Origin of the sequence: Clostridium sp. E02, assembly GCF_003833015.1 — a bacterium.
Classification (GTDB): Bacteria; Bacillota; Clostridia; order Lachnospirales; family Lachnospiraceae; genus Lacrimispora.
Window position 1 is genome coordinate 1 of sequence record NZ_RJLQ01000030.1, and the last position, 26,485, is coordinate 26,485.

Annotated in this window: 23 protein-coding genes and 3 pseudogenes; 5 read left to right on the forward strand and 21 right to left on the reverse strand. The window is 38.0% G+C overall.

The window, feature by feature from the left end; genetic code table 11:
• Positions 1–293 precede the first annotated feature (293 nt).
• Positions 294–512 carry a hypothetical protein gene (locus tag EFT72_RS19835; RefSeq protein ID WP_279222007.1) on the forward strand — a complete coding sequence of 73 codons (219 nt, stop codon included), beginning with the start codon at positions 294–296 and terminating at the stop codon, positions 510–512.
• Between the two features lie 346 nt (positions 513–858).
• Here EFT72_RS19835 and EFT72_RS19840 read toward each other — a convergent pair.
• Both EFT72_RS19840 and EFT72_RS19370 read right to left on the reverse strand, forming a co-directional pair.
• A pseudogene (locus tag EFT72_RS19840) lies at positions 859–1,398 on the reverse strand (DUF4573 domain-containing protein); the annotation flags it as partial.
• 67 nt (positions 1,399–1,465) lie between these two features.
• Positions 1,466–1,606 carry a hypothetical protein gene (locus EFT72_RS19370; protein ID WP_164473209.1) on the reverse strand — a complete coding sequence of 47 codons (141 nt, stop codon included), beginning with the start codon at positions 1,604–1,606 and terminating at the stop codon, positions 1,466–1,468.
• 63 nt (positions 1,607–1,669) lie between these two features.
• Between EFT72_RS19370 and EFT72_RS19375 the strand changes: the two genes are divergently transcribed.
• On the forward strand, positions 1,670–1,813 hold the full coding sequence (locus EFT72_RS19375; protein WP_164473210.1) for a hypothetical protein: 144 nt from the start codon (positions 1,670–1,672) through the stop codon (positions 1,811–1,813).
• Positions 1,814–1,914: 101 nt separating this feature from the next.
• On the opposite strand, the gene EFT72_RS17560 is transcribed toward EFT72_RS19375, so the two are convergent.
• From EFT72_RS17560 to EFT72_RS17600, 9 genes are all read right to left on the reverse strand, one after another.
• Positions 1,915–2,682, reverse strand: a complete 768-nt coding sequence (locus EFT72_RS17560) for an amino acid ABC transporter ATP-binding protein (protein WP_124068217.1) — start codon at positions 2,680–2,682, stop codon at positions 1,915–1,917.
• 11 nt (positions 2,683–2,693) lie between these two features.
• Entirely contained in the window at positions 2,694–3,344 is a 651-nt protein-coding gene (locus EFT72_RS17565) for an amino acid ABC transporter permease (protein WP_124068218.1), read from the reverse strand.
• Positions 3,345–3,365: 21 nt separating this feature from the next.
• Positions 3,366–4,172: an amino acid ABC transporter substrate-binding protein gene (locus tag EFT72_RS17570; RefSeq protein WP_124068219.1), complete on the reverse strand. Its 807-nt coding sequence runs from the start codon at positions 4,170–4,172 to the stop codon at positions 3,366–3,368.
• Positions 4,173–4,256: 84 nt separating this feature from the next.
• The gene (locus tag EFT72_RS17575) at positions 4,257–5,675 is read right to left on the reverse strand and encodes a hypothetical protein (protein WP_124068220.1); all 1,419 of its coding nucleotides are present in this window, start codon (positions 5,673–5,675) and stop codon (positions 4,257–4,259) included.
• A 30-nt stretch (positions 5,676–5,705) separates the two neighbouring features.
• Positions 5,706–6,995, reverse strand: a complete 1,290-nt coding sequence (locus tag EFT72_RS17580; RefSeq protein WP_206426677.1) for a dihydroorotase — start codon at positions 6,993–6,995, stop codon at positions 5,706–5,708.
• A gap of 28 nt (positions 6,996–7,023) precedes the next feature.
• A complete protein-coding gene (locus EFT72_RS17585) occupies positions 7,024–7,458 on the reverse strand; it encodes a threonine/serine exporter family protein (protein WP_124068221.1) in 435 nt (144 codons plus the stop codon).
• The gene (locus EFT72_RS17590) at positions 7,455–8,267 is read right to left on the reverse strand and encodes a threonine/serine exporter family protein (RefSeq protein WP_124068222.1); all 813 of its coding nucleotides are present in this window, start codon (positions 8,265–8,267) and stop codon (positions 7,455–7,457) included. Before EFT72_RS17590 ends, EFT72_RS17585 begins: the two co-directional genes overlap by 4 nt.
• Positions 8,268–8,278: 11 nt before the next feature.
• Complete coding sequence (locus tag EFT72_RS17595) at positions 8,279–8,995, reverse strand: MBL fold metallo-hydrolase (RefSeq protein ID WP_124068223.1); 717 nt, start codon at positions 8,993–8,995, stop codon at positions 8,279–8,281.
• Between the two features lie 139 nt (positions 8,996–9,134).
• On the reverse strand, positions 9,135–9,452 hold the full coding sequence (locus EFT72_RS17600; RefSeq protein WP_124068224.1) for a hypothetical protein: 318 nt from the start codon (positions 9,450–9,452) through the stop codon (positions 9,135–9,137).
• 458 nt (positions 9,453–9,910) lie between these two features.
• On the opposite strand from EFT72_RS17600, the gene EFT72_RS17605 reads away from it, so the two are divergent.
• Positions 9,911–10,480, forward strand: coding sequence for a nitroreductase family protein (locus EFT72_RS17605; protein ID WP_124068225.1), 570 nt, complete (start codon positions 9,911–9,913; stop codon positions 10,478–10,480).
• A 119-nt stretch (positions 10,481–10,599) separates the two neighbouring features.
• On the opposite strand, the gene EFT72_RS17610 is transcribed toward EFT72_RS17605, so the two are convergent.
• The 5 genes from EFT72_RS17610 to EFT72_RS17630 form a co-directional block, all read right to left on the reverse strand.
• On the reverse strand, positions 10,600–10,812 hold the full coding sequence (locus tag EFT72_RS17610; protein WP_124068226.1) for a DUF378 domain-containing protein: 213 nt from the start codon (positions 10,810–10,812) through the stop codon (positions 10,600–10,602).
• 53 nt (positions 10,813–10,865) lie between these two features.
• Complete coding sequence (locus EFT72_RS17615; protein WP_124068227.1) at positions 10,866–12,380, reverse strand: AAA family ATPase; 1,515 nt, start codon at positions 12,378–12,380, stop codon at positions 10,866–10,868.
• A gap of 11 nt (positions 12,381–12,391) precedes the next feature.
• Positions 12,392–13,708, reverse strand: coding sequence for a VWA-like domain-containing protein (locus tag EFT72_RS17620; protein WP_124068228.1), 1,317 nt, complete (start codon positions 13,706–13,708; stop codon positions 12,392–12,394).
• Positions 13,709–13,731: 23 nt separating this feature from the next.
• Positions 13,732–14,709 (reverse strand): leucine-rich repeat domain-containing protein, encoded by a 978-nt coding sequence (locus EFT72_RS17625; RefSeq protein ID WP_124068229.1) that lies wholly within the window; start codon positions 14,707–14,709, stop codon positions 13,732–13,734.
• Between the two features lie 151 nt (positions 14,710–14,860).
• Positions 14,861–15,154 carry a phage holin family protein gene (locus tag EFT72_RS17630; protein ID WP_124068230.1) on the reverse strand — a complete coding sequence of 98 codons (294 nt, stop codon included), beginning with the start codon at positions 15,152–15,154 and terminating at the stop codon, positions 14,861–14,863.
• 339 nt (positions 15,155–15,493) lie between these two features.
• Between EFT72_RS17630 and EFT72_RS17635 the strand changes: the two genes are divergently transcribed.
• Positions 15,494–15,979, forward strand: a complete 486-nt coding sequence (locus EFT72_RS17635; RefSeq protein WP_124068231.1) for a hypothetical protein — start codon at positions 15,494–15,496, stop codon at positions 15,977–15,979.
• Positions 15,980–16,043: 64 nt separating this feature from the next.
• On the opposite strand, the pseudogene EFT72_RS17640 reads toward EFT72_RS17635, so the two are convergent.
• The 3 genes and pseudogenes from EFT72_RS17640 to EFT72_RS17650 all read right to left on the reverse strand — a co-directional run.
• A pseudogene (locus tag EFT72_RS17640) lies at positions 16,044–16,478 on the reverse strand (glycosyl hydrolase family 18 protein); the annotation flags it as partial.
• 36 nt (positions 16,479–16,514) lie between these two features.
• Entirely contained in the window at positions 16,515–17,435 is a 921-nt protein-coding gene (locus EFT72_RS17645) for a hypothetical protein (RefSeq protein ID WP_124068232.1), read from the reverse strand.
• A 1-nt stretch (position 17,436) separates the two neighbouring features.
• Positions 17,437–18,327: a helix-turn-helix transcriptional regulator gene (locus EFT72_RS17650; protein WP_124068233.1), complete on the reverse strand. Its 891-nt coding sequence runs from the start codon at positions 18,325–18,327 to the stop codon at positions 17,437–17,439.
• Between the two features lie 1,029 nt (positions 18,328–19,356).
• On the opposite strand from EFT72_RS17650, the pseudogene EFT72_RS17655 reads away from it, so the two are divergent.
• Positions 19,357–20,500, forward strand: a pseudogene (locus EFT72_RS17655) (IS3 family transposase).
• 139 nt (positions 20,501–20,639) lie between these two features.
• Here the strand turns inward: EFT72_RS17655 and EFT72_RS17660 are convergent.
• Positions 20,640–22,385 carry an ABC transporter ATP-binding protein gene (locus tag EFT72_RS17660; RefSeq protein WP_164473211.1) on the reverse strand — a complete coding sequence of 582 codons (1,746 nt, stop codon included), beginning with the start codon at positions 22,383–22,385 and terminating at the stop codon, positions 20,640–20,642.
• A 1,505-nt stretch (positions 22,386–23,890) separates the two neighbouring features.
• On the reverse strand, positions 23,891–26,473 hold the full coding sequence (lanKC, locus tag EFT72_RS17675) for a class III lanthionine synthetase LanKC (RefSeq protein ID WP_124068237.1): 2,583 nt from the start codon (positions 26,471–26,473) through the stop codon (positions 23,891–23,893).
• Positions 26,474–26,485 lie beyond the last annotated feature (12 nt).

Sequence of the window (26,485 nt, forward strand, 5' to 3'; positions counted from 1 at the left end):
CAGGGAACCGTCAGACATGGTAATTAAGAAATAGTAACTTCTGATTAAGGGTGAAGCCTTATTCAGTTACAGAATAAAAAGATGTTAGTAAGATATAAGCCTCATTGGCTATATCATTATTATACAAGGAGGTAGTATAATGCAATATGAAGAATTTCAAGATATGAATATATGTCATTGCGGTGGCGCAAACAATTGTTCATCAAATAGATGCCCCCATCATGGAAATATAAATTGCGAACCTTGTCCACCTTGTCCACCTCATCCACCTTATCCATGCAAGTGCTGTCGTTGTGTTGGACCTACTGGGCCTACTGGACCTACCGGTGCTAATGGTCCTGCTGGTCCGATTGGTGCCACTGGATCTACCGGATCTACTGGGCCTACCGGGCCTACCGGCAATACTGGGCCTACCGGCGATACTGGACCTACCGGACCTATCGGCCTTATCGGCAATACCGGACCTACCGGCGACACCGGGTCTACCGGTGATACTGGTCCTATCGGACTGATCGGCGATACTGGACCTACCGGGCCTACCGGATCTACTGGGGCTACCGGGCCTACTGGGACTACCGGAAATACTGGGCCTACCGGCGATACTGGACCTACCGGACCTATCGGCCTTATCGGCAATACCGGACCTACCGGCGACACCGGGTCTACCGGTGATACTGGTCCTATCGGACTGATCGGCGACACTGGACCTACCGGCGACACTGGACCTACCGGGCCTACCGGGCCTGCCGGCGATACTGGACCTACTGGACCTACCGGGCCTACCGGGCCTTCTGGCGGACCTACTGGTGACACCGGACCCACTGGCGATACTGGACCTACCGGGTCTACCGGCGATACTGGACCTACTGGTGACACTGGACCTACCGGCGATACTGGATCTACCGGCGATACCGGACCTGCCGGACCTACTGGCGACACTGGACCCACCGGCGACACTGGACCTACCGGCGATACTGGTCCTACCGGCGATACTGGTCCTATCGGACTGATCGGCGACACTGGACCTACCGGCGACACTGGACCCACTGGCGATACTGGACCTACCGGGTCTACCGGTGACACTGGGCCTACTGGCGACACTGGACCCACCGGATCTACCGGCGATACTGGACCTACCGGGTCTACCGGCGATACTGGACCTACCGGGTCTACCGGTGATACTGGTCCTATCGGACTGATCGGCGACACTGGGCCTACTGGGCCGATTGGCCTTATCGGCGACACTGGACCTGCTGGTGACACTGGACCTACCGGTGACACCGGACCTACCGGGCCTATCGGTCTTACGGGCGATACTGGTCCTACTGGCGACACTGGACCTACCGGGTCTACCGGTGACACTGGGCCTACCGGCGACACTGGACCCACTGGCACCACTGGGTTAACTGAATATGCTTATATTTACAATTTAGCTGCTCAAGTCGTTGCTTTAGAAGCAGATATTTTATTTAGTACCAATGGAATTATCGTTGGTACCATCGCGCATGTAGCTGGAACATCCACCATCGTAATTGGTACCGCTGGTGACTACGCCGTCTGGTTTTATGCTGCAGGTGTTGAACCCAGTCAATTCACTCTCTACCAAAATGGAGCTCCAGTTGCAGGAGCAGTCTATGGGTCAGGAGCTGGCACCCAGCCCAGTCCAGGTATGGTCATTATTACAGCTGCCGCTGCCGATGTCATAACGATACGAAATCACACAAGTGCAGCGGCTGTTACGCTGCAAACTTTGGCAGGAGGAACACAAATCAATTCCAATGCTTCCGTATTGATTCAAAAGTTAAGCACTTAGGAACATACAAGCTAAAATAAATCAACCAAAGCAGTTGAGCGAACAATGGCTCATCTGCTTTGGTTGAATCGTGATGTCATACCAATATTCAGTTATTCCTTTTATGACTGCAAATCCCCATATTTTCCCAGGAAATTTTGAGTACGTAAGTTCTTAGACGCAAACACCTCTTCCGGTGTTCCCTCCTCCACGATCTTTCCTTCTGTCATAAAAATCACACGGTCAGAAATCTCTTTCGCAAAAGCCATTTCATGGGTCACAATAACCATGGTAATCTGCATCTCGGCCAAGGATTTGATGACTTTTAAGACTTCTCCCGTAAGTTCTGGATCAAGCGCCGAAGTTGGTTCATCAAAAAATAAGATTCTGGGATTTAAGGCAAGAGCCCGTGCAATGGCAACTCGCTGACACTGTCCGCCCGAGAGCTCACAGGGATACGCTTCTTCCTTATCAGAAAGTCCCATCTTTAGCAACAATTCTCTGGCTTCAGATTCTACCTCTTCTCTCCTGCGTTTTTGCACATGAATCGGCGCATCAATCACATTTTTAAACACAGTCATGTGAGGGAATAGATGAAAATTCTGAAACACCAAACCATACGTTTTTTGAATCTCTTTTAATTTCTCCTTCCCAGCATAGACAGCATTGCCATCCGGACCACTCATCACTGCAATCTCACCTGAATATTTCAGTTCTCCCCCGTCCATGGATTCCAGCATAGTTGCACAGCGCAAAAGCGTTGATTTTCCAGAACCAGAAGGACCTATGATAGATACGATCTCCCCTTCTTTCACGTTTAGAGAGATTCCTTTTATAACACTCTGTCCTTGAAATGACTTTTCTACACGACTCATCTCCAGTATGTTCATCCCGATTCCTCCTATTGATAATAACTCATTCGTTTTTCTATGGATTCCATAATAAGAGCCACCAGTAAGTTAAATACATAATAGAAAAGCCCTGCTGCCACAAAAGGAATCAAACTTGCTTGAGAAGAAGCCAGTGCCTTTGCAGCCGTAAACATCTCAAACACACTGATGGTAAATGCCAAAGAAGTATCCTTTACTAGAGTAATTACTTCATTGGTCACCGCCGGAAGGATCCGTTTCGTCACCTGGGGAAATATAATCCGAAAAAAAGTCTGGATCTTTGAATACCCTAAAAGTGCTGCTGCTTCGTACTGTCCCGACGGCATGGACTGGATGCCGCTTCGATAGATTTCTGCAAAATACGCTGCATAGTTAATGGTAAACCCAATAAACGCTGCAATCAGTCGATATCCATTGCCTACATTCCATCCAAATAAGAAGTAGGGTCCAAAGTAAACCACCATGAGCTGTAACATTAGAGGGGTGCCTCTCATGACTGAAATATAGAATTTAACAACCAATCTTAGGATCCGGATCCGGGACATTCTTCCAAACGATATAAGAAGTCCCAGTGGCAGTGAAAAAAGAAGCGTCACCATAAATATCTGTATGCTGACCCACATTCCTCCTGCTAGTTGTGTTAGTATCATTGCTAAAGTCATGACTTCCCTCCGTATGTATCGTTATTTACCAATGGTGGTAACATCTTTCCCAAACCATTTTTCTGAAATCTTTTTTAAAGTACCGTCCTCGTCCATTGCCACTAACTGCTTTTCCACCTGATCTTTTAGATCATCATTTCCCTTTTTAAATCCAACTCCATATTGCTCGGCTGCAAGAGATTCTGATAGAATGATAAAATCAGATTTTCTCTGTTCGATCTGATAGGCAGCTACCACTTCATCCATAGCAACCGCATCCACAGCCCCCATCTCCAAATCCATGAAAGCAGTATTATAATCCGGTGTCGTCTGAAGAAGTTTAAACGTGCCAGCCAGTTCAGCCTTGGTTTTCAATGCCTTTTCTGCAGAAGAATCCGCCTGTACCTCTACGATCTTATTCGATAGATCCGAAAGAGTCTCTATGCCAGAATCTGATCTTACTACGAAAACCTGGCTGTTTGCCATATAAGGACGCGTAAAAGTATAATTGTCTTCTCTTCCATTCATGGTAAACCCGTTCCAAATGCAGTCAATGTTGCCGCTATTAAGCTCCATATCCTTCGCATCCCACGCAATGGGTTGAGGGACAAAAGTCTTTCCAAGGCGGTCCGCCACTTCCTTTGCCAATTCCAAATCAAATCCAGTATATTCACCATCGTCTCCCACAAACCCCATTGGTGGAAAATCCTGGTCAAACCCTACGGTAAATGTACTCTGACTCTTAACAGAAGCTGCCTGAGTGGTTCCGGCAGGTTCTGTCTTTGTCCCACACCCACTTAATAAAATCATGAAGCCCAATAAGGCTGCTATTATTCTTGTTTTTTTCATACTTGCATCCTCCTCTTGTTTTACTGTGCTACCATGTTAGCACAGTAAAGTGTTTTTGTAAAGAAGAAAATTATAAAATTGTCCCTAAAACAAGAACAATATTACCACTACAAGCAGAATAAGAATCCCTCCCAATACCCTCAGCCAGAGAGATGACTCTCTTTCATCTCCCAAGTCACTTCCAGGTTTCAGAAACATCCCCCAAGGGCTTAGCTCCAAAATATCAATAGATCGGTTGTCCGGGTTGTCCTTACTCTGAAAACTCAAAAAACCGTTCCAGTCCCGTTCCAGAAGCCGCTTTCCCTCATTCCAGTCATCCACCAGATCCCCCTTATTTTTTCTAAAAAAGGACATAACTCCTCCCAGATCTTCATAATCGCTCTTTTTTAAAAACTGCTGGTAAGCATGACGAATGCCTTTATTTGCGGCATCATTTAGATCCTGTTTTTTCTGATACGCATTCATTATAGAATAAAAAATCTTATAAGAAGCGTTGACTTCAAATGATTTCTTATTATCTGTCTTCTTACTATTAGCGGCTGTCTTTTTTGCTGCCTGCTGTATGTAATAATCACTGAGCCGATCACTGGCTTCCCTCAAATCAAAAGCCAATCCCTTTTCCATTCCAGTACACTGGGTAAAGATCTGTGCCTTTATAGCCATTAGAGCAGCAAGAAACCCGTAAAGTTCCTCACTTTCTCCCGTCAGCTCTGACATCCGCAGCAAATTTCCTCCCCGATTTACATATCGAGCAAAACGTTCCGCAAACTCAAGGTCCTCACCCGAGTAAATCAGAGGCTTGAGGATTGGTGGAGTAACCACTTTTTCGTTTGACGAATTCCGATTGTCCATGACTACAATAGACGTTTCTTCAAAAATTGTATTGGCGAATTTAGGATCATTTTTTATCGTTCCACTTCGGTCTCTCTCATAGATAATCCCCTGTTCCAGTTGATTCTCCCCATGATTGACCAGATTACGGATTCCGCTTCCTCTCTGATTTCCAGAATCCTTTCCTTCGTACTTAATTCCCGGGAATAGTTCATTCAGTTCCTGATCAAATTCCGTATCAAATTCCGTAACAGAATCCCTCATTTTAACAACGCTTTGGTAAAGAGATGCTTTCAAAGCATTCATCGCTCTCACAGAACCAAAGGATTTGATCAACAGTTTTAATTCTCCTAATCGGCTGTTTAAAACTTTCATTAGAGATTCCGAAAGCGCCTGTTTTAGCTCTGCTTTGTCCTCTTCCCTCACCTCTCCCTTTGTCCCATCTAGAACAAATTCAGTAAGTTCCTTATAAATCCAGGAGAGTTCGTTTAAATCCCCGCTCAGCGGTTTATCAATGGACGGTCTCCACCGTTTCATCACATCGTACTGCTTTTCTTTTTCTTCCAGGTCTAAATTTATTTTATCCACGTCATTACCAAGAAAAACTCCATCCTGACCGATCCCCTGTTTATACGCCGTATCCGTCGGAACCTCTATTTCCAAATTCTCCATATACGTTTCCTCATTTGATTGACTCATATTTTATTCGGGTTCATCTTGATAAACAATGGTTCCCCCACATATTGTATACTTCACTTTTCCGCATAATCGTTCTCCTGTAAATGGAGAGTTTAATGATTTCGATACGTACTCCCCAACCGTCCACTCCTCTTCGGGGTCAAAGATCACCAAATCTGCAATACTTCCTTCTTTTATAGCTCCACTAGGAAGGTCATAGAGTTTTAATGGATTCCTGCTCATCTTTTCCATCAATTCCATCATAGTCAAATACCCTGGCTTTACCAAATTGGTCACTCCAAGCCCAAGCGCCGTCTCAAGACCAATGATCCCACTAGGAGCTTTTGTAAGCTCTTTTGATTTCTCTTCCAGACTGTGAGGTGCATGATCTGTCGCTATGATGTCAATGGTTCCATCCTTTAATCCATCAATAATCGCTTTTCTGTCCGTTTCAGTTCGAAGAGGGGGATTCATCTTGGCCATGGATTTATGAGTCAATAGTGCTTCTTCTGTTAGGGAAAAATGATGAGGGGTTGCCTCTGCATATACGTTTGCACCTAATTTCTTTGCAGTTCTTACCATCTCAACCGCTCCGGCAGAACTAATATGCTGGATATTGACCCGTGCTTTTGTATGAAGAGCAATCATACAGTCTCTAGCCACCAAACTATCCTCCGCAACCGCCGGAGAGCCGTATATACCAAGGTTCTCAGAAATCGTTCCATGATGAATGCCATTTTCTTTAATAAATGCCGGATCTTCCTCATGAAAGCTCAAAGGAACGGATAACTCTGCCGCTTTTTCCATGGCTTCTTTTACAAGCATTCCATCTAGCAAAGGGATTCCATCATCGGTGAACCCTACCGCTCCATGCGCCTTTAAGGCTTCCATATCTGTCAGTTCTTTCCCCTGAAGACCCTTGGAGATAGCTGCAGCCGCAAGGACATGGATCCCCGTTTTTTTGCCTTTCTGAATTATATATTCCAGAACATCGATACAATCCACCGGTGGTTTGGTATTTGCCATGCAGACCACGGTGGTAAATCCTCCCTTTGCCGCCGCCCTGGCTCCTGTTTTAATATCTTCTTTGTACGTAAAGCCAGGATCGCGGAAATGAACATGAACGTCAACCAATCCCGGAGCCACAATCAGTCCCTTGGCATCAATGACAACATCCTCTTTTGATGTTTTCCCACTCTCTAAAGTAAGATCATTTCCCACTTTAATGATTTTCCCGTCTGCAATGCAAAGGTCCTTTTCCTGCTCCATCTGGTTTTCTGGATCTATAATATGTGCTTGTTTAATAAGAATCATCTGATCTTCCCTTTCCTTATTGGTCTATTTATTTTTTAGCTGCAAACCGAAAAAAGCCTTGAGGAAGTTCAAATACAAAAACAATCCCAAGTACAATGGCAACTGCCACCTTCAACGCCAAATATCCACTTTGTGCCGCCCTAGTCATATCCCCGGTCACAATATAATAAGCAGTCCAGTAAACACCTGCTCCCGGAACCAAAGGGAAAATCCCTGAAATCAAAAATATGGTGACTGGACAACGTTTTCTTACCGCAAACGTCCGGGAAAGAAGGATAACTACTATGGTCGCAGCCAGAGCTGCCGAAGGTTCTGTTAGACCTTTTAACAAAAGCATGTAAACAAGCCAGCCAAATCCGCCAATGAAGCCACAATACGGATAATATTTAGATGGGACTCCGAATATGAGGGAAAACGCAATGGTGCCTATGAATGCCGCCAGGATTTCATAGAATAAAGTCATAATAGCAACCCTCCTGTGATCTGTTGAAACACACTATATACCAATCCCACTCCCATGGCTATGCCAAAAAACACCAAAAGTGCATCCAGCATGCGGACAGAACCTGCGATGTAATCCCCATCCACAATATCCCGTATCGCATTGGTAAATGCAACACCAGGAACCAGGGGCATGATTGCACCAATAATCATATAGTTTAAGTGTTCCCCAAATCCTAACTGAAAAAAAACAGCACATAAAATAGTGATCAGAGCTCCACCTCCGATATTCCCAACCAATTTTGATAAGTAAGGCTTGCTTATATACAACACGAAACAGTATAAGACCAGTCCGGTAAAAAATGTAGCCATACTATCCGTTCCATTTCCTCCAAAGAGATAGCAAAAACAAGCGCTTCCCACACCTGAAGCCAGAATTTTTTGAATCTTTGATTTTCCTGGCATGACCTGAATCTCGTCAAGCCTATCTTTCACCTCATTAAGTGTAAGCGATTTTTCTATCATCTCACGAGACAGTTGATTTACAGCAGTCACCCGTTCCAAATGAGTGGTTCCAACGGGAATATGCTGAACCTTAGCAAATATTTCTTCCCTCCCACTCCCTGCTGTTGTAAAGATACCATTGCTCAGTACAAAGGAACTTCCAGAATCAATGTCAAAATGCCGGCAGATACGGTCCATCGTCTCTTCCACACGGAATATCTCTGCCCCGTTCTCTAAGAGTATGTGCCCTGCCTGCATTGCAGCGTTTAAGATCTCTCTTTGTTCTTTTGGTGTCTTTTCCACAAGCTGATTGTTTCCACTGTCCATGACATTCTCTCCTAATTTATTAAAAAGTTCTCCTCATCCTTATGGATCTCAATGATTTTATCTCTATAAGGCGCAGACTCTTCCATATCTTTTAACCGTTGAATTACTGAAAAGTCTCCCCAACAATGCATAGGAAATGCGCGAGATACCTTAATTTTTCTCATAAATTCGTCAAATCCCAAATAGAACGCATTTTCCTGTCTGGGATCCAGGGGAAGAAATGCCACATCAATGGAATGATCTGTCAGCTTGTCCACTTCTTTGGAATACTTCTCTGCCATACGTTCATTCCAGTCATCTGGTTCTCCTTCCCATCTCCAGTTGTTTAGATCACCGGCATGATAGATGGTTTTGCCTTCTGCTTTTACCAGGAATGCAACGCCTTCATCTGTAGACTGGTATGTAATGATCTCTACATCATATCCATTTTCGAATACAGAGGTCTCTGTATAGATCTGTCCTGGTTTCATAACCGTAACAGCGGAAACAGGAATATCCTTTTTTTGTTTCCATATATCATCGGATAGAATAAATCTCGTGTTCTTATATTGTTTTTTCAGTTCTGAAATTTTGTTCGAATAATGATCCCCGTGACGATGACTTGCAAAGACAAGCAGAGGCTTATCTTGCTTCAACTTAGGCAGGTTCCCCTCGGTATAATCAAAAAGAAGAGAACCTGATGTAAGTTCCACAAGAAAAGAGCTGTGATGAATATAAGTTATTTTCATGAAAAGGTCCTCCTTAACATAGCTATTTGAAGAATTATATCACAAAATCACACCCTCTGCCTAGCTAAGTACGCAAAAAAAGACGGAGACACATGTCCCCGTCCAGGAATTCAATCCTTCTAAGCTTCTAATATTATAATTAGTTAGCTGCTGTTGTAGACTCAGCTTCTTCTGTAGTCTCTTCTTTGGAAGCATCTGCTTCTGTGGTTTCTTCACCATCTTTTGCTTCTTCTGAAGATTCTTCTAATGTAGCATCCTCAGATGCATCTTCTACGGACTCAGTTGTTTCGTCTGTAGCTTCGTCTGTAGTTACTTCTTCAGTAACTGCTTCTGTAGTTACTTCAGCTTCTGTAGCTGCTGTAGTTTCTGCTGTCTTTGTGCTACCACATGCAGAGATTGCTGCCATTGATAATACAGCTACGCCTGTAAGTACAAGTTTTTTTGTTGTTAATTTCATAATAATTCTCCTCCTTGTGACTTCATGATTCATAAGCTTCATGATGCCGTGACTTCTTGTTTATTTTGTTTTCTGAAGTCGATTCTCAGTTTATCACCTTCAGAAAACAAAGTCAATGAATTCAATATGATTTTTTTCTTAATAATAATCAGCCAAATTCTTAAATTTTATTACAAATTATCAAAAATAGGCGAATTACTTTTTATGTATTTATACCATTAAACTCAATTATTTTGTTATATTTTCATTTTTTATTTATATTTTACACAACTTTTACATAGAATACGCATTTTATTTTATTGTATTTTACCATTTCCCTTCCAAAAAGGTATGTATTTTAAATGCTAGAATTGTTCATGGATTTGCGGTTTTTCTAGCACCCATTGCGGTTTTTTCCTTGTACTGCTATACTTTCTATAAAAAATGGATAGAAATCCAAACGATCAGGAGGTAATTTTATGTTAAAAGTTCTTGTTTCCAAATGTCGTACCTACCGCCGTTTCTATGAAACTCAGTCGATTCCAGTTGAAGAATTAATGGAATTGGTGGATCTTACCCGTTTTACCGCCTCCACCGCAAACTCCCAAGCACTTAAATTTCGACTGGTGTATACAGAAAAAGAGAAAGAAAATGTGTTTGATTCTCTGGGATGGGCCGGTGCTTTGCCTGATTGGTCAGGACCTGAAAAAGGAGAACGCCCCTCTGCCTATATTATAATTTTATGCGATCTTTCTTTGGGGAAAAACAAACCAATTGACGATGGAATCGCAGCACAAACTATTATGCTTGGAGCCACAGAAATGGGATATGGCGGATGTATGCTAGGAAATGTAAAGAGAAATCAGCTGGCAAAATCTCTTGATATCGATCCTTCTCTTTATTCCATTGATCTGGTTCTGGCTCTTGGAAAGCCAAAAGAAGAGGTGGTGATTGTACCAGTAAAGGAAGACGGAAACGTCGCTTATTACAGAGATGAAAATCAGATTCACTACGTTCCCAAAAGAGAATTAAAGGACATAATTGTATAAAGATAATCGAGTAGGGGGTACTTGGAGAGCTATGCAGTCTTAATTGGGGTAAGAATCGGGCATTGTCTCGCAACGAAGTAACCAGTTACAAGACAATGCCCTTTCTGAAACATCAAAGACTATTTTTCTGTACTTACATCTGAGTGACCATAAAAGGTAAGCAGGTACAACCCACAAATTCCTACCAAAGCATACACGATCCTTGTGAGCCATGTCATGCTCCCGAAAATAAATGACACCAGGTTGAAATTGAAGAAACCTACCAGCCCCCAGTTTACCGCACCAATGATAGCAATGGTTAGGGCAGTATAATTCAATGCTTTATTTCCCATGGTACTACCTCCTTTTCTTTCTTATTATGGAGAAGGATTCTGGTTTTTATACATTATTTTCCCAAACTATTAATTCTGGATTTTATTTCATCTTCCCGATTCTGAAACAACAGTCTTTCATTGTATTGATAATACCGTTCACATTCATATTCTCTCAAGAATTTAACACTACTGTCGCTAGAGTTTAACTCTGTAATAAATATCACCATTTCCTGGCTGTCTCCAAATGCCGCTTCCATAAAATCGAAGGAATACTCCAGTTTAACTCCACACGCTCTCACATATTCATCGTAGGTTTCATGCTCTTCTTCAAACATCTGCCGAATGCGATTCCATGCAGTTTCATTGTCTGGTGGTACTTCTTCCCGGAGTGTTTTTTCATATTCCATTAAAATCTTTTCTGTATCCTGCTGCAGATAATCTTCTTTTCTGCTTAACAGCCCAGCCTCTTTTTTTCGATCCCGTTCTGATCTCCATTGACCGATTAACCAGCTTAGTCGTTCCGTAATTGATGAGTTCTCAAACCCTTTCACATCGGGGCTTATTCGTTTTAGCCCTTCCATTAATAACTCTACCTGATCTCCATGGTCCAATACACGGCGAAATCCCTGCGTTAATTTTGATAAAATCAACCCAATGACACTTAGTTTTTCATCGAATGGAGCACGTCCTAGTTTGTTACATAATTGTTCCCGAATGGTCCCAGATAGAATCTCCTCTACCTGATAATCTTCTTTATACTTATAGTATAGTTCTAAATAGTTTGTAAAATCCTTGGCAATCTTTGGAAACTGGATGTATTCCCCTATCACATCTCGGTCCATCTCTTTCCCAATACGTTCATATACCTCCATAAACTTAGATAAGTCTTCCCAGCCTCTCGGGGTAGCGAAGAATTTTCCATCTACCGTGGTTTCAATTTTACAGAAATTTTCCGTTCTGGCATTCAGATAGGAAATAACAGCCGGGTGAATTTCATGCTCATAGGCATATTCTTTCCAAACTTCAAAATCAGGTTCAATGTGAATCAATTTGATTCGGTCTAACGTTACCACATCAAAATCACGAACCGATTTGTTATACTCTGGCGGATTACCAGCCGTTACAATTATCCATCCATCTGGAATTTTGTGATTTCCAAATGTCTTATATTGTAAAAACTGAAGCATGGTAGGAGCAAGCGTTTCAGAAACACAGTTAATCTCATCTATAAAAAGAATCCCCTCTTTCATTCCGCTTGTTTCAATTTTTTGGTAAATAGAGCCTACAATCTCACTCATGGTATATTCGGTAACTCGATATGGTTTGCCGCCAAAATTTTTCTCGCTGATAAATGGCAGCCCCACTGCACTTTGCCGGGTATGATGGGTGATGGTATAAGCCACCAGCCCCACCTTGCATTCCCTTGCAATCTGTTCCATGATCTGTGTCTTGCCCACTCCTGGCGGTCCCATTAAAAAGACAGGTCTCTGCCTTACGGAAGGGATCTCATAGGAACCGTGTCCATCTTTCAATAGGTAAGCCGAAATCGTATTCTTAATCTCTTCTTTTGCTCGTTTTATATTCATAATATCTCCTGTTATTTCACGTCTAAGTCTTCCCAGGTTAGTATCAATTTAATTGCCCACCCTGGAACGGATATGTCTTCATACTGGTCTTTGACAAAAATAAATGCGGTTTCATAGGGCGGCATCTTCACCGGATAAATTCCTTTTCCATCCGTAAAGTACAAAAGCCCTTTCAGTTTTTTAAATGCTCCTTTGTTGATAAGCCCATTCACATATTCAAATGCAGGTCGGAAATCGGTACCTCCAAATCCTGACAGCGTAAAGTTTTCCATATAATCTTCCATATCTTTCCTGCTTGTAATGGTAACATCGGAACGGACGGTTTCATCGCACTGTATGATATGAATGTTAATTTTTCGGAAATAGCTTTCTGATTCCCCTAATATTCCATAGGTTTCTTCCAGAAAACGTCGTACCAAATCTCCAGATACTGACATAGAGGTATCAATTACAATAACAAAATCTTCGATTTTAAAAACCTCTTTGGTTTCCATTGGTTCGATTAAAGGCATGTCTTTGTAAAGGGACATCCCATAAGCATAAAATACGGGATCAAAAGAATCGGGATCAATTTGAGCCTCTTCTTTTAGAACTGCAAACTTCTTTAAGAAACGTTTATAGTCATATCGTTCCCTATTTTCTATTTTCACCTGCTCCAATAAGTTTTTCCCGGAATCCTCTTTCTCTTCCCCAAAAGATTCCATCTCTGTCTCCATTTTCTCCCGGGTGTTCTCCCACTCATTCTGGCGCTGCATTTTTAATCTAGGTTCTTCCTCTTCCCATCTATTATGATGGTCCACATAAAATTCGGCTGCCATTTTATGTAATTCTTCGCTGCTTATTTGCATTTGTTGAAGTATATTATAAATGCCTCCTGCCGTCAAAACATTCAAACGGCTTAAAAACATAGCGTATTTTTCTCTTTTATAGGGAGTCTGATGGCGGTAAACAGCTTTTGCATACATCCCATCTAGGATGGATTCCACTGCTATATCACAAGCAAGATCCCATTCCTCTTTTTTTCTTTCTCCTCTTCTCCACAAATGGCAAAACAAACAGTGGAACACCATATGCAGATAGGTTCGGTTTACATAAACACGATTTCTTTGATAGATTATAAACAGTTGCTCCGGCTGATAATAAATCACCTTACCATCGGTTCCAATCCCTTTGCTTCTCCTGTCTGCTTCATAGGAAAAGCTGCTTAATGCCACATCGAGGTAATGAAATTTTACATATAGTTCATTTCTTGCATTGTTTAATATCTCTTGCCCAAGCTCGACCTCTTTTAACTCATCTAGCTGCCTTTGTCTTACCGGATCAATCATCGCTTCACCTTCTTAATTATCTATTACAGAGAAAAGGAACGTTTCTTTGCCGGAAATCGCTTGCGGCGTAGATCCATAAGCGTACTTAATAATTCTGTTTTCTCTGATTTAACTGCCAAATCCACCATGTAGTCCAAACGTTCGCTGCTTGCCGCATATTGTTTCGCAAGCCAGAGAAACAACTCTCCCCCAAGTAGCTCCAATGCTATTTGCGAAACGTATTGCATATTCTCATCCAAATAGGTTTCATACGCCTTCTTATCTTCCCTTAATATATGAATGGGAGTAGAAAGCCTTAAAAGGACTAACGTTGCAACCGTTTGTCTGGAATGCTGAACCCGCAGATAGGGAAAAAGTGCATCGTATTTATGAAACTGAAATTCGGTGTGATCAAAACAGTATCGATACCGATGTCCGCATCCATGCATTTCCCGTAACACCACTCTCGCCGGGGTATGTTCAACCGATTCTTCAAACATTTCCGGAAATAACAATTTTGCGTTGCCTTGACTGCTATTATAATTTACATATAGTTCCTGACGCAGTTCTGAGATTACATCTTTCATGCAAGAAGAAACACCATCTACAATATGAATGTCTAATTCTCTTATGTTATGGCAGCCAGTAAACAGACCGGAACCAAGATCGGATATGGAACTTTTAAAAACTATTTTTTTTAGTTCATAACAGTTATAGAATGCATAGTTCCCTATCTTCTCAATGGTTTCTGGCAAATACAATTCTTTTAAGTTCTCCCCTTTTATAATAGGAAGCTGTTTGGTTTCATTTAGTGTTGCAACAGTTCCATCTTCCTCACCGACCTGGATTAAGTCCCCAAATAACGATAACATCTGGCTTCTTCCGGCTCCGTCGTGAAAAAGGTAATCCGCAAGCTCCGTTACCGGATCATTTCCAATTCGCTCTGGGATCTGCACTTCCCCACCATATCCGAGGCAGCCTAGTATTTTTATATGATTGTCTATTTTCTGATACAAGAACATTTTTATTTTCCTTCACTTAATTTTCACAGTTCTAACATGATTTTATCACATTTCCTTATTATACTGATGTTTATAGAGATGAACAACTCTTATTATACTTTTTCAGACAGCCGGCAGGATATCCCCCATCTTGCCGGTTCCTCCCTTTTGTCTACTCTGTTTTTCCTGACTGCTTGATGATCTGATTCACATACGTACTTAACCCTGCTACTAAAATCCCCTGTGTGATAGCTGTAAAAATCATCATGGCAGCCTCTTTCGATGTTTGTTCAACGCCTGTAGCCAAAACATAGATCCCACATAAAGCGATCCCAACCGCCCCATTAATCAATGGAATGTATTTGTTTTTAATGATCTGGCTCTTTTTAATTCCTTCTCCTAAAAAATACAGGACTACTGCTATTATAAGCAGTTCTGGCTTGACATATTGAATGATATGATCCATTGTTTTCCCCCCTCTTTCTTTTTTGTTACAATCATCTACGTTCGGTCGACCTTCTTATTTTATATTAGCACAGCGTATAGGTTCATTCAATGCCCAAGAGCTTACTTCCACCTCATTTTGTGGATAAAAAACGACCCTAGCCTTGTAGCAACTTGCAATTTTCTGTCGTATTTTCAGACACTAACAAACAATCCACAATTATTTCCACATTATTGTGGATAAGTGTCGTCTTGAACTTAAGAGTTTATGGAAAGCCCTGGTTAAATATGGAAATTTTATTGATTTTTAAATAGGGGGGAGGTAAACTATTCATATGAAATAAATCTAGAGAGGTGACGTATGAAAAAATTTAACGTGTTGCTTGTGACTGCATTATTCTCCTTACTCCTGAGTTTTTCTGCTTTTGCAGGCGAATGGAAGCAGAATGATACCGGATGGTGGTATGAAAACGAGAATGGTACTTATCCTATGAACGGGATAAAAGAAATTGATCACAACTGGTATTACTTTGATAAAATAGGCTATATGAAAACAGGATGGTACCAATTTGAGGATGGTTGGTTTGGTTTTGGGGAAAGTGGTGCCTGCATGAATCCTTTTGATTACAATACGCTCCAGCCAATTGGAGGTCCTCATGAGGGCTGGATTGAATATAGTGGTAGTGCAGAAGCAACGATGCGGGATATCTCCAACGGAAGCGTGGTGCGATATAACAATCGTTACTGGTCTGATCCCGGTGCCTATCAGGAAGAGGTAAAATATGAACATGACGTGGCACCTGCAGAGATCAAGAACCGATTTGGACTGGCTGACATGCAATTTTAACTGTATCTGAACGTTTCAATGCCGACAGGATTTTAAACCTGCCGGCATTTTTTCTTCTTTATAATTAATCTCCAATTTTTCTGATTTGAAACATTTGAGCTAGTAATAGCCAGTTGGCACGGAAAAACTGCATAATCTGCCAGTATCCGGCTCCCGTCAATTCATATGCTTTAATCAGATCAAATTTTGCCTGATAACTTCTTACGTCCTCAAACCACACTTCATGCTCAATTCCATACTTCCAATAACGAAAATACGGAGACATGGAAACCTCATCAAATTGGATTTCAGCACCATTTTCAATGGCTATCTGTACGGCTTCTAAGTTACTGACCGTCTCAGCACGAGTCACCCCCCGTTCAAAGGGAAGAGGCCAATCGTAACCGTAATTTGGTATTCCAAGGCTGATTTTATAGGCTGGAATTTCCGTTAGCGCATATTCCACCACTTGTTGCACCATATTGATGGGAGCCACCGCCATGGGCGGACCAAATGTATATGGACCGATAGGGTGTAGGTAATATTAATTTACATCTCAGTTACTTTGTGCAAGTGAGGTTAAGTATTCAATAACATCACTCCTGCCTTCATAGACAAATGTACGGTCATCTTCTGCCAGTTTTAAACCAAACGGTACGGCAGATTGTGGAAAATACATTTTCATTACAGATGATTTATTATACAATTTAATTTCAAACATTACTTTGTCTTTAGTAAATGATTTTTTGTAAACAACAAAACGATATTTTTCTTTTTTTTCTGCAAGAATTTCTTTTTTTTCATCGCCATTATAATCTTTATTAGAACCTGCTGATTTATCCTGAAACTCATCGCATATGCTTTGTTCTTCAATTGTTTTAATTAATTTAGATTCAGACGCATAAATTTCTATTTTCGAAATACGAGGGTTTCCCACATGATAAAAATCGGACTTTCTCTCTTCATTTTTCTCTTCTTGATTAACTGAAGTAGTTGACCTAGAATTTTTATTATAATCCAATATAGAATTAATATTATTTATTGTTTCTTGCGTTGCCGTATAATAAAAAACAAGGTTATCTTTAGGAATCTTAATAGATGGTATTGCTTCTGGTTGCACCTCCATTTTTACAACATTAGTACCTTTGTAAGTTGTCAGCGTAAAAATATATTTATCTCCTGAATCAATAGCTGACACTTCCTTTTTATATACTTTAATAATGAGATCATGATTATGGTTATTATTAAAAGAAGTTATCTCTTCATCACTGAGAATTAGTGGTTCAATCTCAAGTTGTTCATTAAGAAAAGAAACTTTGTCTTTATTATCAGATGCTACTAGCAAATCATTATCCTCAGCCGAATAAATTTCTATTTTACTTATATTATTCTTATTAGTAGAATTGCTATTGCAGCCACAAAGTAAAATTAAAAACAAGAAAAGCAACATACAGATTATTTTTTTCCTAAATACCATATTACTCACCTCTTTCTAACATAATACTATATATTTTTATGAGCACTATACATATTAAAACAAAAATTGGTACAATCGGATTCCATGTATTACTTATAAAACCAATAAAAATTGCTAGTATTGTTATTGGAATAGCAATACTTATCCATTTTAAATTTGGTTCTAAATTACATCCACCATTCTCTAACTGTTTAAATATTAATGTTTCAGCTTTTATTGATATTCCAGCCAAAAAAAATAATCCAAAAGCCGCTGAATTCATAATAGTTTCTATAACAGATGATAGTTCTACTAGGCTATATTCTTTTGATAAAATATATTGTATTGGTGAACTGAATAACAAAAATATAACACCAGCAATGATCAAAGCTGAGTACTTTCTTATATTTATATTGTGTTGTATTCTAAAAGTCTTAATAATTTCTGTATCAAAAAGTAATTGTTTAAATTTAAATTGCCTGTAGTTATTGGGAATTATTAGTTGCCATAGTATAAAAGATATTCCTATTGCTCTCAAAAGCCATGACATTGAATTCCCTATTATAGCCCCCTTAAATATATAGTAAAAGATATTTGAAACACTAAATATACTTATTCCAATTGCTATATGTTTTGCTTTTCTGCAATTGTAATATAAATATCCATCAAGCTCTTCTTTACTTACATATATTCCTATTGAATTCTTCTCTTCTGCAGTCTCTTCTTTTAAAAGATAATCAAGTGTGACACCAAACAGGTTACTTATTTGTATCAATTTTTCAATTTCAGGATAACCCTGCCCACTTTCCCATTTGCTTACTGCCTGACGTGTTATATCGAGCTGTTGTGCAAAATCCGCTTGGGAATACCCATGCTCTTTTCGTAAAGATTTTAGTTTGTCACCAAATTTCATATATTCTCTATGATGTTCAAAGATGCGAAATCACCATAATTCCTTTCTTTTTAATATTAATGATACAGATCAATTTTATAATTTAAAAATCTCAATTTTTGAGTAATTTTCCTAAGATTAAACTGTAACAGTTATCTCACCAAAAAACCCATAATTTAAAACTAATATATTGTTCTTATTTATAATACTAATAATAGGAAATTTATGCAACCCACCTAGCGTTGCATATTGTAAAAATATGGTTGCATTAAGTAATTAAGTGCATTTTAAACGAAATTAGTCTAGTAGTCGAATATGAATCAAGTAAATTATCAACAGTATGCAACTGCGTTATCATAAGAACAGCCTTTATGATATTTTTTAGATTTCCTTTTATGTACTGAAATGCCTGTTTTACAAGTTCTGCTGTTTTGTCGGATACTGTAACCAATGAGTCCCAGCTCATGCCGGCTCTGACATATGTAAGATTATTTTTTGTGTTCCGTAATTATTGTGGAAATCCATAAATATATCAATTATGTTTACTGTTAGTTCATATTCATTCTTTGCTTTTCTTTCGTAATAATAGGTGCTATTGGGAATTTGTAGGACTCTACACATTTCTAACAGAGTATTTGTGGGCATTTGTCATGATTACATTTAATTTCGTCCTAATATCAGCGCCGCTTGTTTGGCGCCGACCGCCTTTGGTGTAAAATATCGTTCTTCATCTTAAGCTGCTGGTTCTCTTTGCAAAGCCTGATCAGCTTGGCATCTTCTGTAGAACGGTTATCTTCTTCATTAAAGGAACCACTGTTATCTGCCAGAACAATCCATTTATCAAAGAGTGAATTTGTAATATCATATTCTCTGATAATATCGCATTTTCCTTTTTCACCTCACTAGAGATTAACGATTTTTTGTTTTAATTCAGATGTAAATGTACGACATAATCTTAGTTACTTGTTTTGAGAGTGACGTTGTATAATTAAGTTGTAACACCAATGTATGGTTTGGTAAAATGACCTACATCAAAGGAGAAGTTACAATATGTCAAACAATTGTTATGAGCCTGAGCTCAAAGAAAAAGTACTTCGCCTCTATCTGGAAGAGGGAAGAACTAAAAAAAGCCTTACTGAAGAATACAATCTTGGTAGCGGCACAATCACATACTGGTTACAGCAATACTGCAAAAAATGCAAAAGCAATCCAACTAAACAAGAAGAATCTGACGCATATGCTGAAACAAAGCGTTTAAAAAAAGAATTAGAAGAACTTAAAAAGGAAAATGACTTCTTAAAAAAGCGGCAGCATTCTTTGCGAAGGAAATAGATTAGCACAATACCAGTTTATCCAGAAATATCATTCTAAATTTGGCGTTCGATGGTTATTGAAAAAGTTTCATATTTGTCCCAATGCTTACTACAATTACAAAAAGGATAAAAAACAAGAATATCGTAAAGAAAAGGCATATATTCAACGTATCATGGTTGCCAAGTACCATCGTGAGGAGGGCATACCAGGCTATTACATGATGCGTGATTATCTTGAAAACGAAAACGGAATCATTAGATCTGCACTTACCATTCATCATTATATGAAGGAATTAGGGCTAAGATCAATTGTTCGAAGGAAAAAACCTGGGTACAAAAAAGGAGTTGCAAACAAAATATTTTCAAATCTATTAAATCGTGAATTTGATGTAAAAAAGCCGAATCTAATATGGTGTACAGATTTTACTTATATACCTCGTACAGATGGAACAAAAAGATATAATTGTACGATTCTAGATTTATGTGGCAGAGAAGTAATAGCAACGCTTAACAGTAATCACATTGATGCACAATTGGCAATTGATACACTCCGAATTGCATTAGATCGTCGAAAACCAGCAAAGGGAATTATCTTGCATTCGGATCAAGGGTCGCAATATACATCGAAAAATTTTAATGAGTTTTGTGAAAAAAACATATTCAGCAAAGTATGAGTAAAGCGGGCTGTCCGTATGATAATGCAGTAATGGAACATTTTTATAATACGTTTTAAAAACGAATATCTAAACATTCATCGCTTCAAAACCAATGAAGCTTTAGATCAAGGTGTTTATGATTTCGTTTATATAAAATATAATTACATAAGACCACACCGTTATAATGGAGGTCTTACACCTTATGCAGCACGATGTGCTGCGTAGGGAATGAAACTATACACAGGTGTTACAAAAAAGCTTGACACCGTCAGAGATACGACGTCAGCCTTTCCTTATTAATACTATCATATATACCCTTAAAATTTCTGTATAGTTAATTATAGCCGATCCGCAAGTTTAATTTTCATCTTTTTATTTGCTGCTGTACAAACTTTCTGTATAGTTCATTACTACGTATTAATTCATCGTGAGTACCCATTCCACTTATAGTTTTGTTTTCTAATACTATTATTTTTGCTGCATTTTTCACAGTTGACAAACGGTGAGCAATTACAAGAGTAGTACGACCCACCATTAATTTATCTAATGATTTTTGTACCAATTTCTCAGATTCACTGTCTAAATGCGATGTTGCTTCATCCAATAAAAGTATTTCCGGGTTTCTAACCATTGCCCTTGCTATAGCAAGACGCTGACGCTCACCACCTGATAATTTAACCCCCTTATCTCCAATTTCTGTATTAATACCTTGTGGTAATGTTTCTATAAGCATTCTTAGATTTGCATTATCAATTGCATTGTCAATATCTTCTTGTGTACATTTTTCAGTTCCATATGTGAGATTATAGCGTACAGTTCCGTACATCATAGGAGAATCCTGAAAAACATATGCAATTTTCCTCCTCCATTCAAACAAATTAAAATTATTTATATTTTTCCCCTTATAATATATACTTCCTTGAGTAAGTTCATAAAACCTGTCAATAAGTGAAAATATCGTTGTTTTTCCTGCACCGCTTGGTCCAACAATACCTAAAATTTGTCCTTTAAAGGTTTCAAAACTTATATTATTTAAAATTTGAGATTCTTTTCCATAACGAAAACTAACATTTGAAAAGCATAGTGAACAATCTAACGATATTGATTCTGAGTCTGTTATTTGAGGTTTATCTATAACACATTCGTCACTAACAGAAAAGATTTTATGCAAAGGTTGAAACGATCCTAAAAATTTTTGGTAACATGTAAAAAATTGCAATACTTCTTGAACGGGTTGTGTCAATCTAAACAAATAGCTTAGCGATGCTACAAATGCACCTGTGGTCAAAGTTCCGGTATTTATACGTAATCCACCATATCCAACATTAATAATTAATAAAAGAATTACTAGCGTTTGAGATAAAGGATTAATTATTGCATTTATCTTTGCTTCTTTCATACGTAATTTTTTAATATTATCAATTGCTTGAATACCTAATTTATTTTCTGTACTTTCTGCGACAGAAGATTTTACCAAGCGAATTTCTGATAGTGTTCTATAAATATCACTCTGCCAAGAAGCATACGTATCTTGTAACAATTTTGAAATTCCATATTCTTTACTTCCTAGTAATATACTAACTGAAACTGCCATTGGTACAGAGGTACACAAAAGTATAGCAAGTTTCCAATCTATTGTTAACATTATTGCAAATGTACCTACTACAGTAATTAAACTTGTAATAAAAGTTGCTAATCTTGAACTAATAAACTCTCTTATTGCCTGTGTATCGTTTGTTGTACGACTCATTAGATCGCCTATATTACTATTATCAAAAAAGGAAACTGGTAAATAAAGTAGTTTCGTCCAAAGTTTGCTTCTTAATTTTTTTACAGTAGTTTCGCCCACGTTTTCTATAATAATAAAAGAAACTACACTTATAACCATTGATAATAACAAGAATATTCCAAGAATAAAAAACAGTTTGTAATCTATATTAGTAATATCTACGTTATCAATTACAATCATTGTGATATAAGGAATGAGAAGTGATATACCTGTATCTATTAGTAGCAAAAGCAATGCCACAAAAAGAATTATTTTAGGGGGAAGTAAGTTCCCATATTGTTTGTAAATATTGCTTATACAGACAGATTTATTTTTTTTCATAAAAATCACTCCTAACAAATTTATAGTGAGATTATATACAACTAGCAACATTCTTTAAATATATTTTTTAGCTATTTAAAATTTATCATGTAATCCAATCTAAACGTCAATTTTGTAAGCTCTACAGGCAAATTAAGCGATTGCTACAAAGGATAATTAATCATATCACTTTTTTAAGCGTTGGATTGGATACAATTAACTAAAGATAAATTTTAAGGGTGCTAATAATAATAAAAACAAGAAAAGAATGATTCCCATGTCACCAAACAAAAAACCAAAATCACGTCGTTTATTTACACCCGAATTAAAACAATAAATTTTCAACCTATATCGAGCTTATCAGACTTCGCCAGGAAAACCAGCAGCGCCAATTTTAGAGCAAAAAAAAATGCAAATGCCCGCATATACTCTATGTTAGAAATGTATAGAATTCTAAGAATCACAAGAGGCACATTATTACGAGGCAGATGAACATGTAAGACGAATCTGAACTGACAGTAAAGACAATTGTTATATTGCAGGAAAAAATAAAACATTAGACCAAATGATCAAGCATTTCAATCCGAAATAGAAATCTGAAAGATATACGAATATTTCAAGCGGATCATGTTAACAGAACCGTCAAGGGACACACATTTAGCAGTTTATATCTTTTCTAGATTAAATTAACTGAATGCAAATTAATTCAACAACTACTGGATTCATTCTTCACTAGGATATTCGCCACCGGTGAGGCATAGAGTGGTTACCCTTGTAGTTAAAATTTAACTTTTCATATTACGAATTAAAAGTTTTTTATATCGCTTTATTATTATACAAAAGGGGTTAGTGCTTCCCTTTTTGAAAGCACTAACTCTTATGTAAATCATTTACTTCAACCATTTTTACGTGTTTGACATAATCAACTCAAACTAGATTAGCAAGCAAACCAACTAGCATTGCTACTGTCCTTACAACTCACACTCTGATAAGATCCACCATGAAGATTAACTTCCTCATTTGCTGAAAGCGTTTGAAGATTGAGAACAACTTTCATATTTTTCACCTCCTTCTTAAAACATTAATTACTAGCAAGCGAACAGACTAGCATGACTACTGTCCTTGCAACTCACACTCTGATAAGATCCACCATGCAAATTAACTTCCTCATTTGCTGAGAGAGTTTGAAGATTTAAAACTGCTTTCATATTATCGCCTCCTTTTTTTTAATATCTATCTGGATGTATCGCAAGACACATAAACCAGCTCTAATCATAAATATTTTTCTGTACCAGCTAGATACATTTTAGAATTAATTTTAATATGTAAGTATATGCTATACAAACTAGCAGAAAAAATAACTTGTATTACTATGGTCAGGGCTACATAAGATGCTCATCATAGAATCGGCCTTATTTTTATCTCTGGCCTTTAAATCCATACTTTGTAACAAAAGTACTTTATTCATGAATAAATACAACTCCTTCCTACTAACTGTTTTTGTTAATAAATTGCTGATAATATCATTAGCAACGTAAAAATGGGCTTTTAGGTATAGGAAACCAAGATAAATATTTGTTCCGTCCAATATCATATAACGTTAAAAGAATACCTGCTGAACCTGTGTATAAATCGTGAGACAGTTTGTATCCATAGTCTCCTGCAATAAACAAATTGTTATCATCCTCGACAATATAATTATTTAAATGATGTAGCAACTTTAAAGTAATATCAGGTGCATTTGGATCACAACAATGTAGAATGTTATTCACAAGAATAAAGCTTCCAAACCCCCTAAATAACCCTCCATTATAGCACACCCTTGTCTTGTTCATTTTTAGAATATCTCTTAACTCTTCTATAAACATGTCTTGGGGAATAAATTCCTGTAACTGATGTATTGCAATTGCTATACCAACGCTTCCTCCTGCCAAATAAGGCAATATACGGGATTTGTCATCTGTATGCAATACACCATGCTCATCTCTTATGCAATTATCAATATCTTTTTTAAGTGTTATAATAGCGTTATTTAACCATTTTTTATTATTTGTTGCTCTGTACAATGCTGTAAAGAACATTGACACTCCAGCCCAACCATCAATAAGTCCCATTGTTATAAAATCATCATCAATTTTAATAATTTTGGCATCCTTCTGAAACGCCTTTTCTAACTGTTTCGCAATAGTAATACAGCATGGCAAAAGATCTGTAAATTCAGAATCTGAAGTAAGTGATAATAATGCTAAACCCGTTCCTGCAAGCCCCGAAAGAATTGACACATCCGCAATCTCTTCCTTTTCTATGTTTATATTATTAATTACCTTTCTTGATAATTGTTTATAGCCTAATTCATAAAGAACACATGCTACTCCTGCCTTGCCAGTAAAAAGACCATCATCTAAATTTTTTAAATATTTATGAGCACTATAACGTTCAACCCACTGACGAGCAACTTCTGGCAACTCTCCTGTACGTGATAAAGCCAGAACAATTCCAAATCCTCCCGTCATAACATTAAGTTTTCCTCCTTTTGAAACGTATTGCCTTATATCTCCTTGTAATATAATTTGAGATAATTTCAATTCTTCTACCATTGTTGCACGCATTTTCTCAATGGTCTTAGGCAATGTTAGACGAATATTTTTTTCATAATAACTATTAGTAGGTTTATATTTCTCAGAAAAACCTTTTATTTTTTTTGCACATATATCTTCAACTTCTCTAATAGACTTAATTATTTTTTTTCCATTATTATAGGAATTTTCTATCCACTTATCCAACTTATAATCAACTGCAGGGTCAATTTCATGTATATCACAAATAGGTAGATATACTTGTCTGAAAATCCTCATTATTCCGAACCAATCAGCCTGTTCTTTTGTTTTAGCCAAAGAGGTCATAAATCCCATTGTACCCAGACCTGTTTTGCCAATATAAGGATCTCCCGCAGATTCTAAATCGATAAATTTAATGTTTAAATTTTTAGGATTAATCATTACATTTGTGAGTGAAATATCTCCCATAGCAATACCTGCATTGTGAATTGATTTTATAGCATTTAAAAGATTTTCTAAAATAATCATTGCTTTATTACCATAATTATTTATATCACCATTTCCTTCAATAAATGGATAATTTTTTGCTATCCATGTGTTAAGGGTGTAACCTTCGATTTTTTCTTCAACTAAAAATATATGTTCCCATACTTGAAAATGATCTATGTATTGTACAACAGACTCTAATCCAACCAACTTACGCAAAGCTTCAATTTCATTTTTTACTCGTTCAAATGCATACGTTCCATTAGAGTCTACAGCTGCACCAGGACGCCCTTCCTTGATAACAACTTCAATATTAGTTCTTTTATCTGTTGCTGAATAGACACCTCCACCATTACTAAAGTGTAACGCTTCAGTTATATTATAATTATCTAAAAGAGACGATTGTTGCTCATTTTTATTCTGCTCAGTCTCCATTATCTTAATAGCATTAGGTTCCTTTACAAAATTGGGTAATAAATAAGATGGTCCTCGTTCATCTACAATAAGCTCATCTTTATCATTCATTATAGCCAGTTTTTTTTGTCCATTTTCTATAAGATACATTTCTGCAAATCCACCATACCTAAAGTAAACATTATTTTCTTTCCAACGTCTGTCACTTAGTATGTATGGGCCTTTAGGAATATTTTTTGTTGCCTCATTCAAAGCTTCAAGCAACTCCAAGAATTGCTCCTCAGATACAGGATATACTGTTATAAACTTACCCGAAGCTCCTCTATTTCCATATTTTGAATTTTTAATATTGAGTTCAATTTTGCTGCAAACAAATTTAAAATCAACTTCTTTTTTATAAAGTATAGATGCTACGATATTAAGAGCTTTTTGTGCATCTGGCGAGTTACAGCTTATATGTATCTTCCATCCTTGACGAGGAAGACGTGAACCCTTTCTTAAGCAATATCTCCAATGTTTTTCTTCATCCAATCTTTCCTCCCAACCATCAGGTAGTTGAGGAACTTTAAACATTGTTTTAAACATGTTTTTCTTTGACGGTTTATAATATTTCGAATTACCAAAAACGTACATCATATAGCGTGGATCCATAATTTTCACCTT

What these genes read in the sequence shown, in the direction of transcription:
- EFT72_RS17650 (WP_124068233.1), bottom strand. Translation starts at nt 18,327, where the DNA reads ATGAAATTTGGTGACAAACTAAAATCTTTACGAAAAGAGCATGGGTAT.
- EFT72_RS17635 (WP_124068231.1), top strand. Translation starts at nt 15,494, where the DNA reads ATGAAAAAATTTAACGTGTTGCTTGTGACTGCATTATTCTCCTTACTC.
- EFT72_RS17585 (WP_124068221.1), bottom strand. Translation starts at nt 7,458, where the DNA reads ATGACTTTATTCTATGAAATCCTGGCGGCATTCATAGGCACCATTGCG.
- EFT72_RS17615 (WP_124068227.1), bottom strand. Translation starts at nt 12,380, where the DNA reads ATGAATATAAAACGAGCAAAAGAAGAGATTAAGAATACGATTTCGGCT.
- EFT72_RS17660 (WP_164473211.1), bottom strand. Translation starts at nt 22,385, where the DNA reads ATGAAAAAAAATAAATCTGTCTGTATAAGCAATATTTACAAACAATAT.
- lanKC (WP_124068237.1), bottom strand. Translation starts at nt 26,473, where the DNA reads ATGGATCCACGCTATATGATGTACGTTTTTGGTAATTCGAAATATTAT.
- EFT72_RS17570 (WP_124068219.1), bottom strand. Translation starts at nt 4,172, where the DNA reads ATGAAAAAAACAAGAATAATAGCAGCCTTATTGGGCTTCATGATTTTA.
- EFT72_RS17565 (WP_124068218.1), bottom strand. Translation starts at nt 3,344, where the DNA reads ATGACTTTAGCAATGATACTAACACAACTAGCAGGAGGAATGTGGGTC.
- EFT72_RS17645 (WP_124068232.1), bottom strand. Translation starts at nt 17,435, where the DNA reads ATGGTATTTAGGAAAAAAATAATCTGTATGTTGCTTTTCTTGTTTTTA.
- EFT72_RS17595 (WP_124068223.1), bottom strand. Translation starts at nt 8,995, where the DNA reads ATGAAAATAACTTATATTCATCACAGCTCTTTTCTTGTGGAACTTACA.
- EFT72_RS17590 (WP_124068222.1), bottom strand. Translation starts at nt 8,267, where the DNA reads ATGGACAGTGGAAACAATCAGCTTGTGGAAAAGACACCAAAAGAACAA.
- EFT72_RS17560 (WP_124068217.1), bottom strand. Translation starts at nt 2,682, where the DNA reads ATGAACATACTGGAGATGAGTCGTGTAGAAAAGTCATTTCAAGGACAG.
- EFT72_RS17605 (WP_124068225.1), top strand. Translation starts at nt 9,911, where the DNA reads ATGTTAAAAGTTCTTGTTTCCAAATGTCGTACCTACCGCCGTTTCTAT.
- EFT72_RS17610 (WP_124068226.1), bottom strand. Translation starts at nt 10,812, where the DNA reads ATGGGAAATAAAGCATTGAATTATACTGCCCTAACCATTGCTATCATT.
- EFT72_RS17600 (WP_124068224.1), bottom strand. Translation starts at nt 9,452, where the DNA reads ATGAAATTAACAACAAAAAAACTTGTACTTACAGGCGTAGCTGTATTA.
- EFT72_RS17625 (WP_124068229.1), bottom strand. Translation starts at nt 14,709, where the DNA reads ATGTTCTTGTATCAGAAAATAGACAATCATATAAAAATACTAGGCTGC.
- EFT72_RS17620 (WP_124068228.1), bottom strand. Translation starts at nt 13,708, where the DNA reads ATGATTGATCCGGTAAGACAAAGGCAGCTAGATGAGTTAAAAGAGGTC.
- EFT72_RS17580 (WP_206426677.1), bottom strand. Translation starts at nt 6,995, where the DNA reads ATGATTCTTATTAAACAAGCACATATTATAGATCCAGAAAACCAGATG.
- EFT72_RS19375 (WP_164473210.1), top strand. Translation starts at nt 1,670, where the DNA reads ATGGTCATTATTACAGCTGCCGCTGCCGATGTCATAACGATACGAAAT.
- EFT72_RS17630 (WP_124068230.1), bottom strand. Translation starts at nt 15,154, where the DNA reads ATGGATCATATCATTCAATATGTCAAGCCAGAACTGCTTATAATAGCA.
- EFT72_RS17575 (WP_124068220.1), bottom strand. Translation starts at nt 5,675, where the DNA reads ATGGAGAATTTGGAAATAGAGGTTCCGACGGATACGGCGTATAAACAG.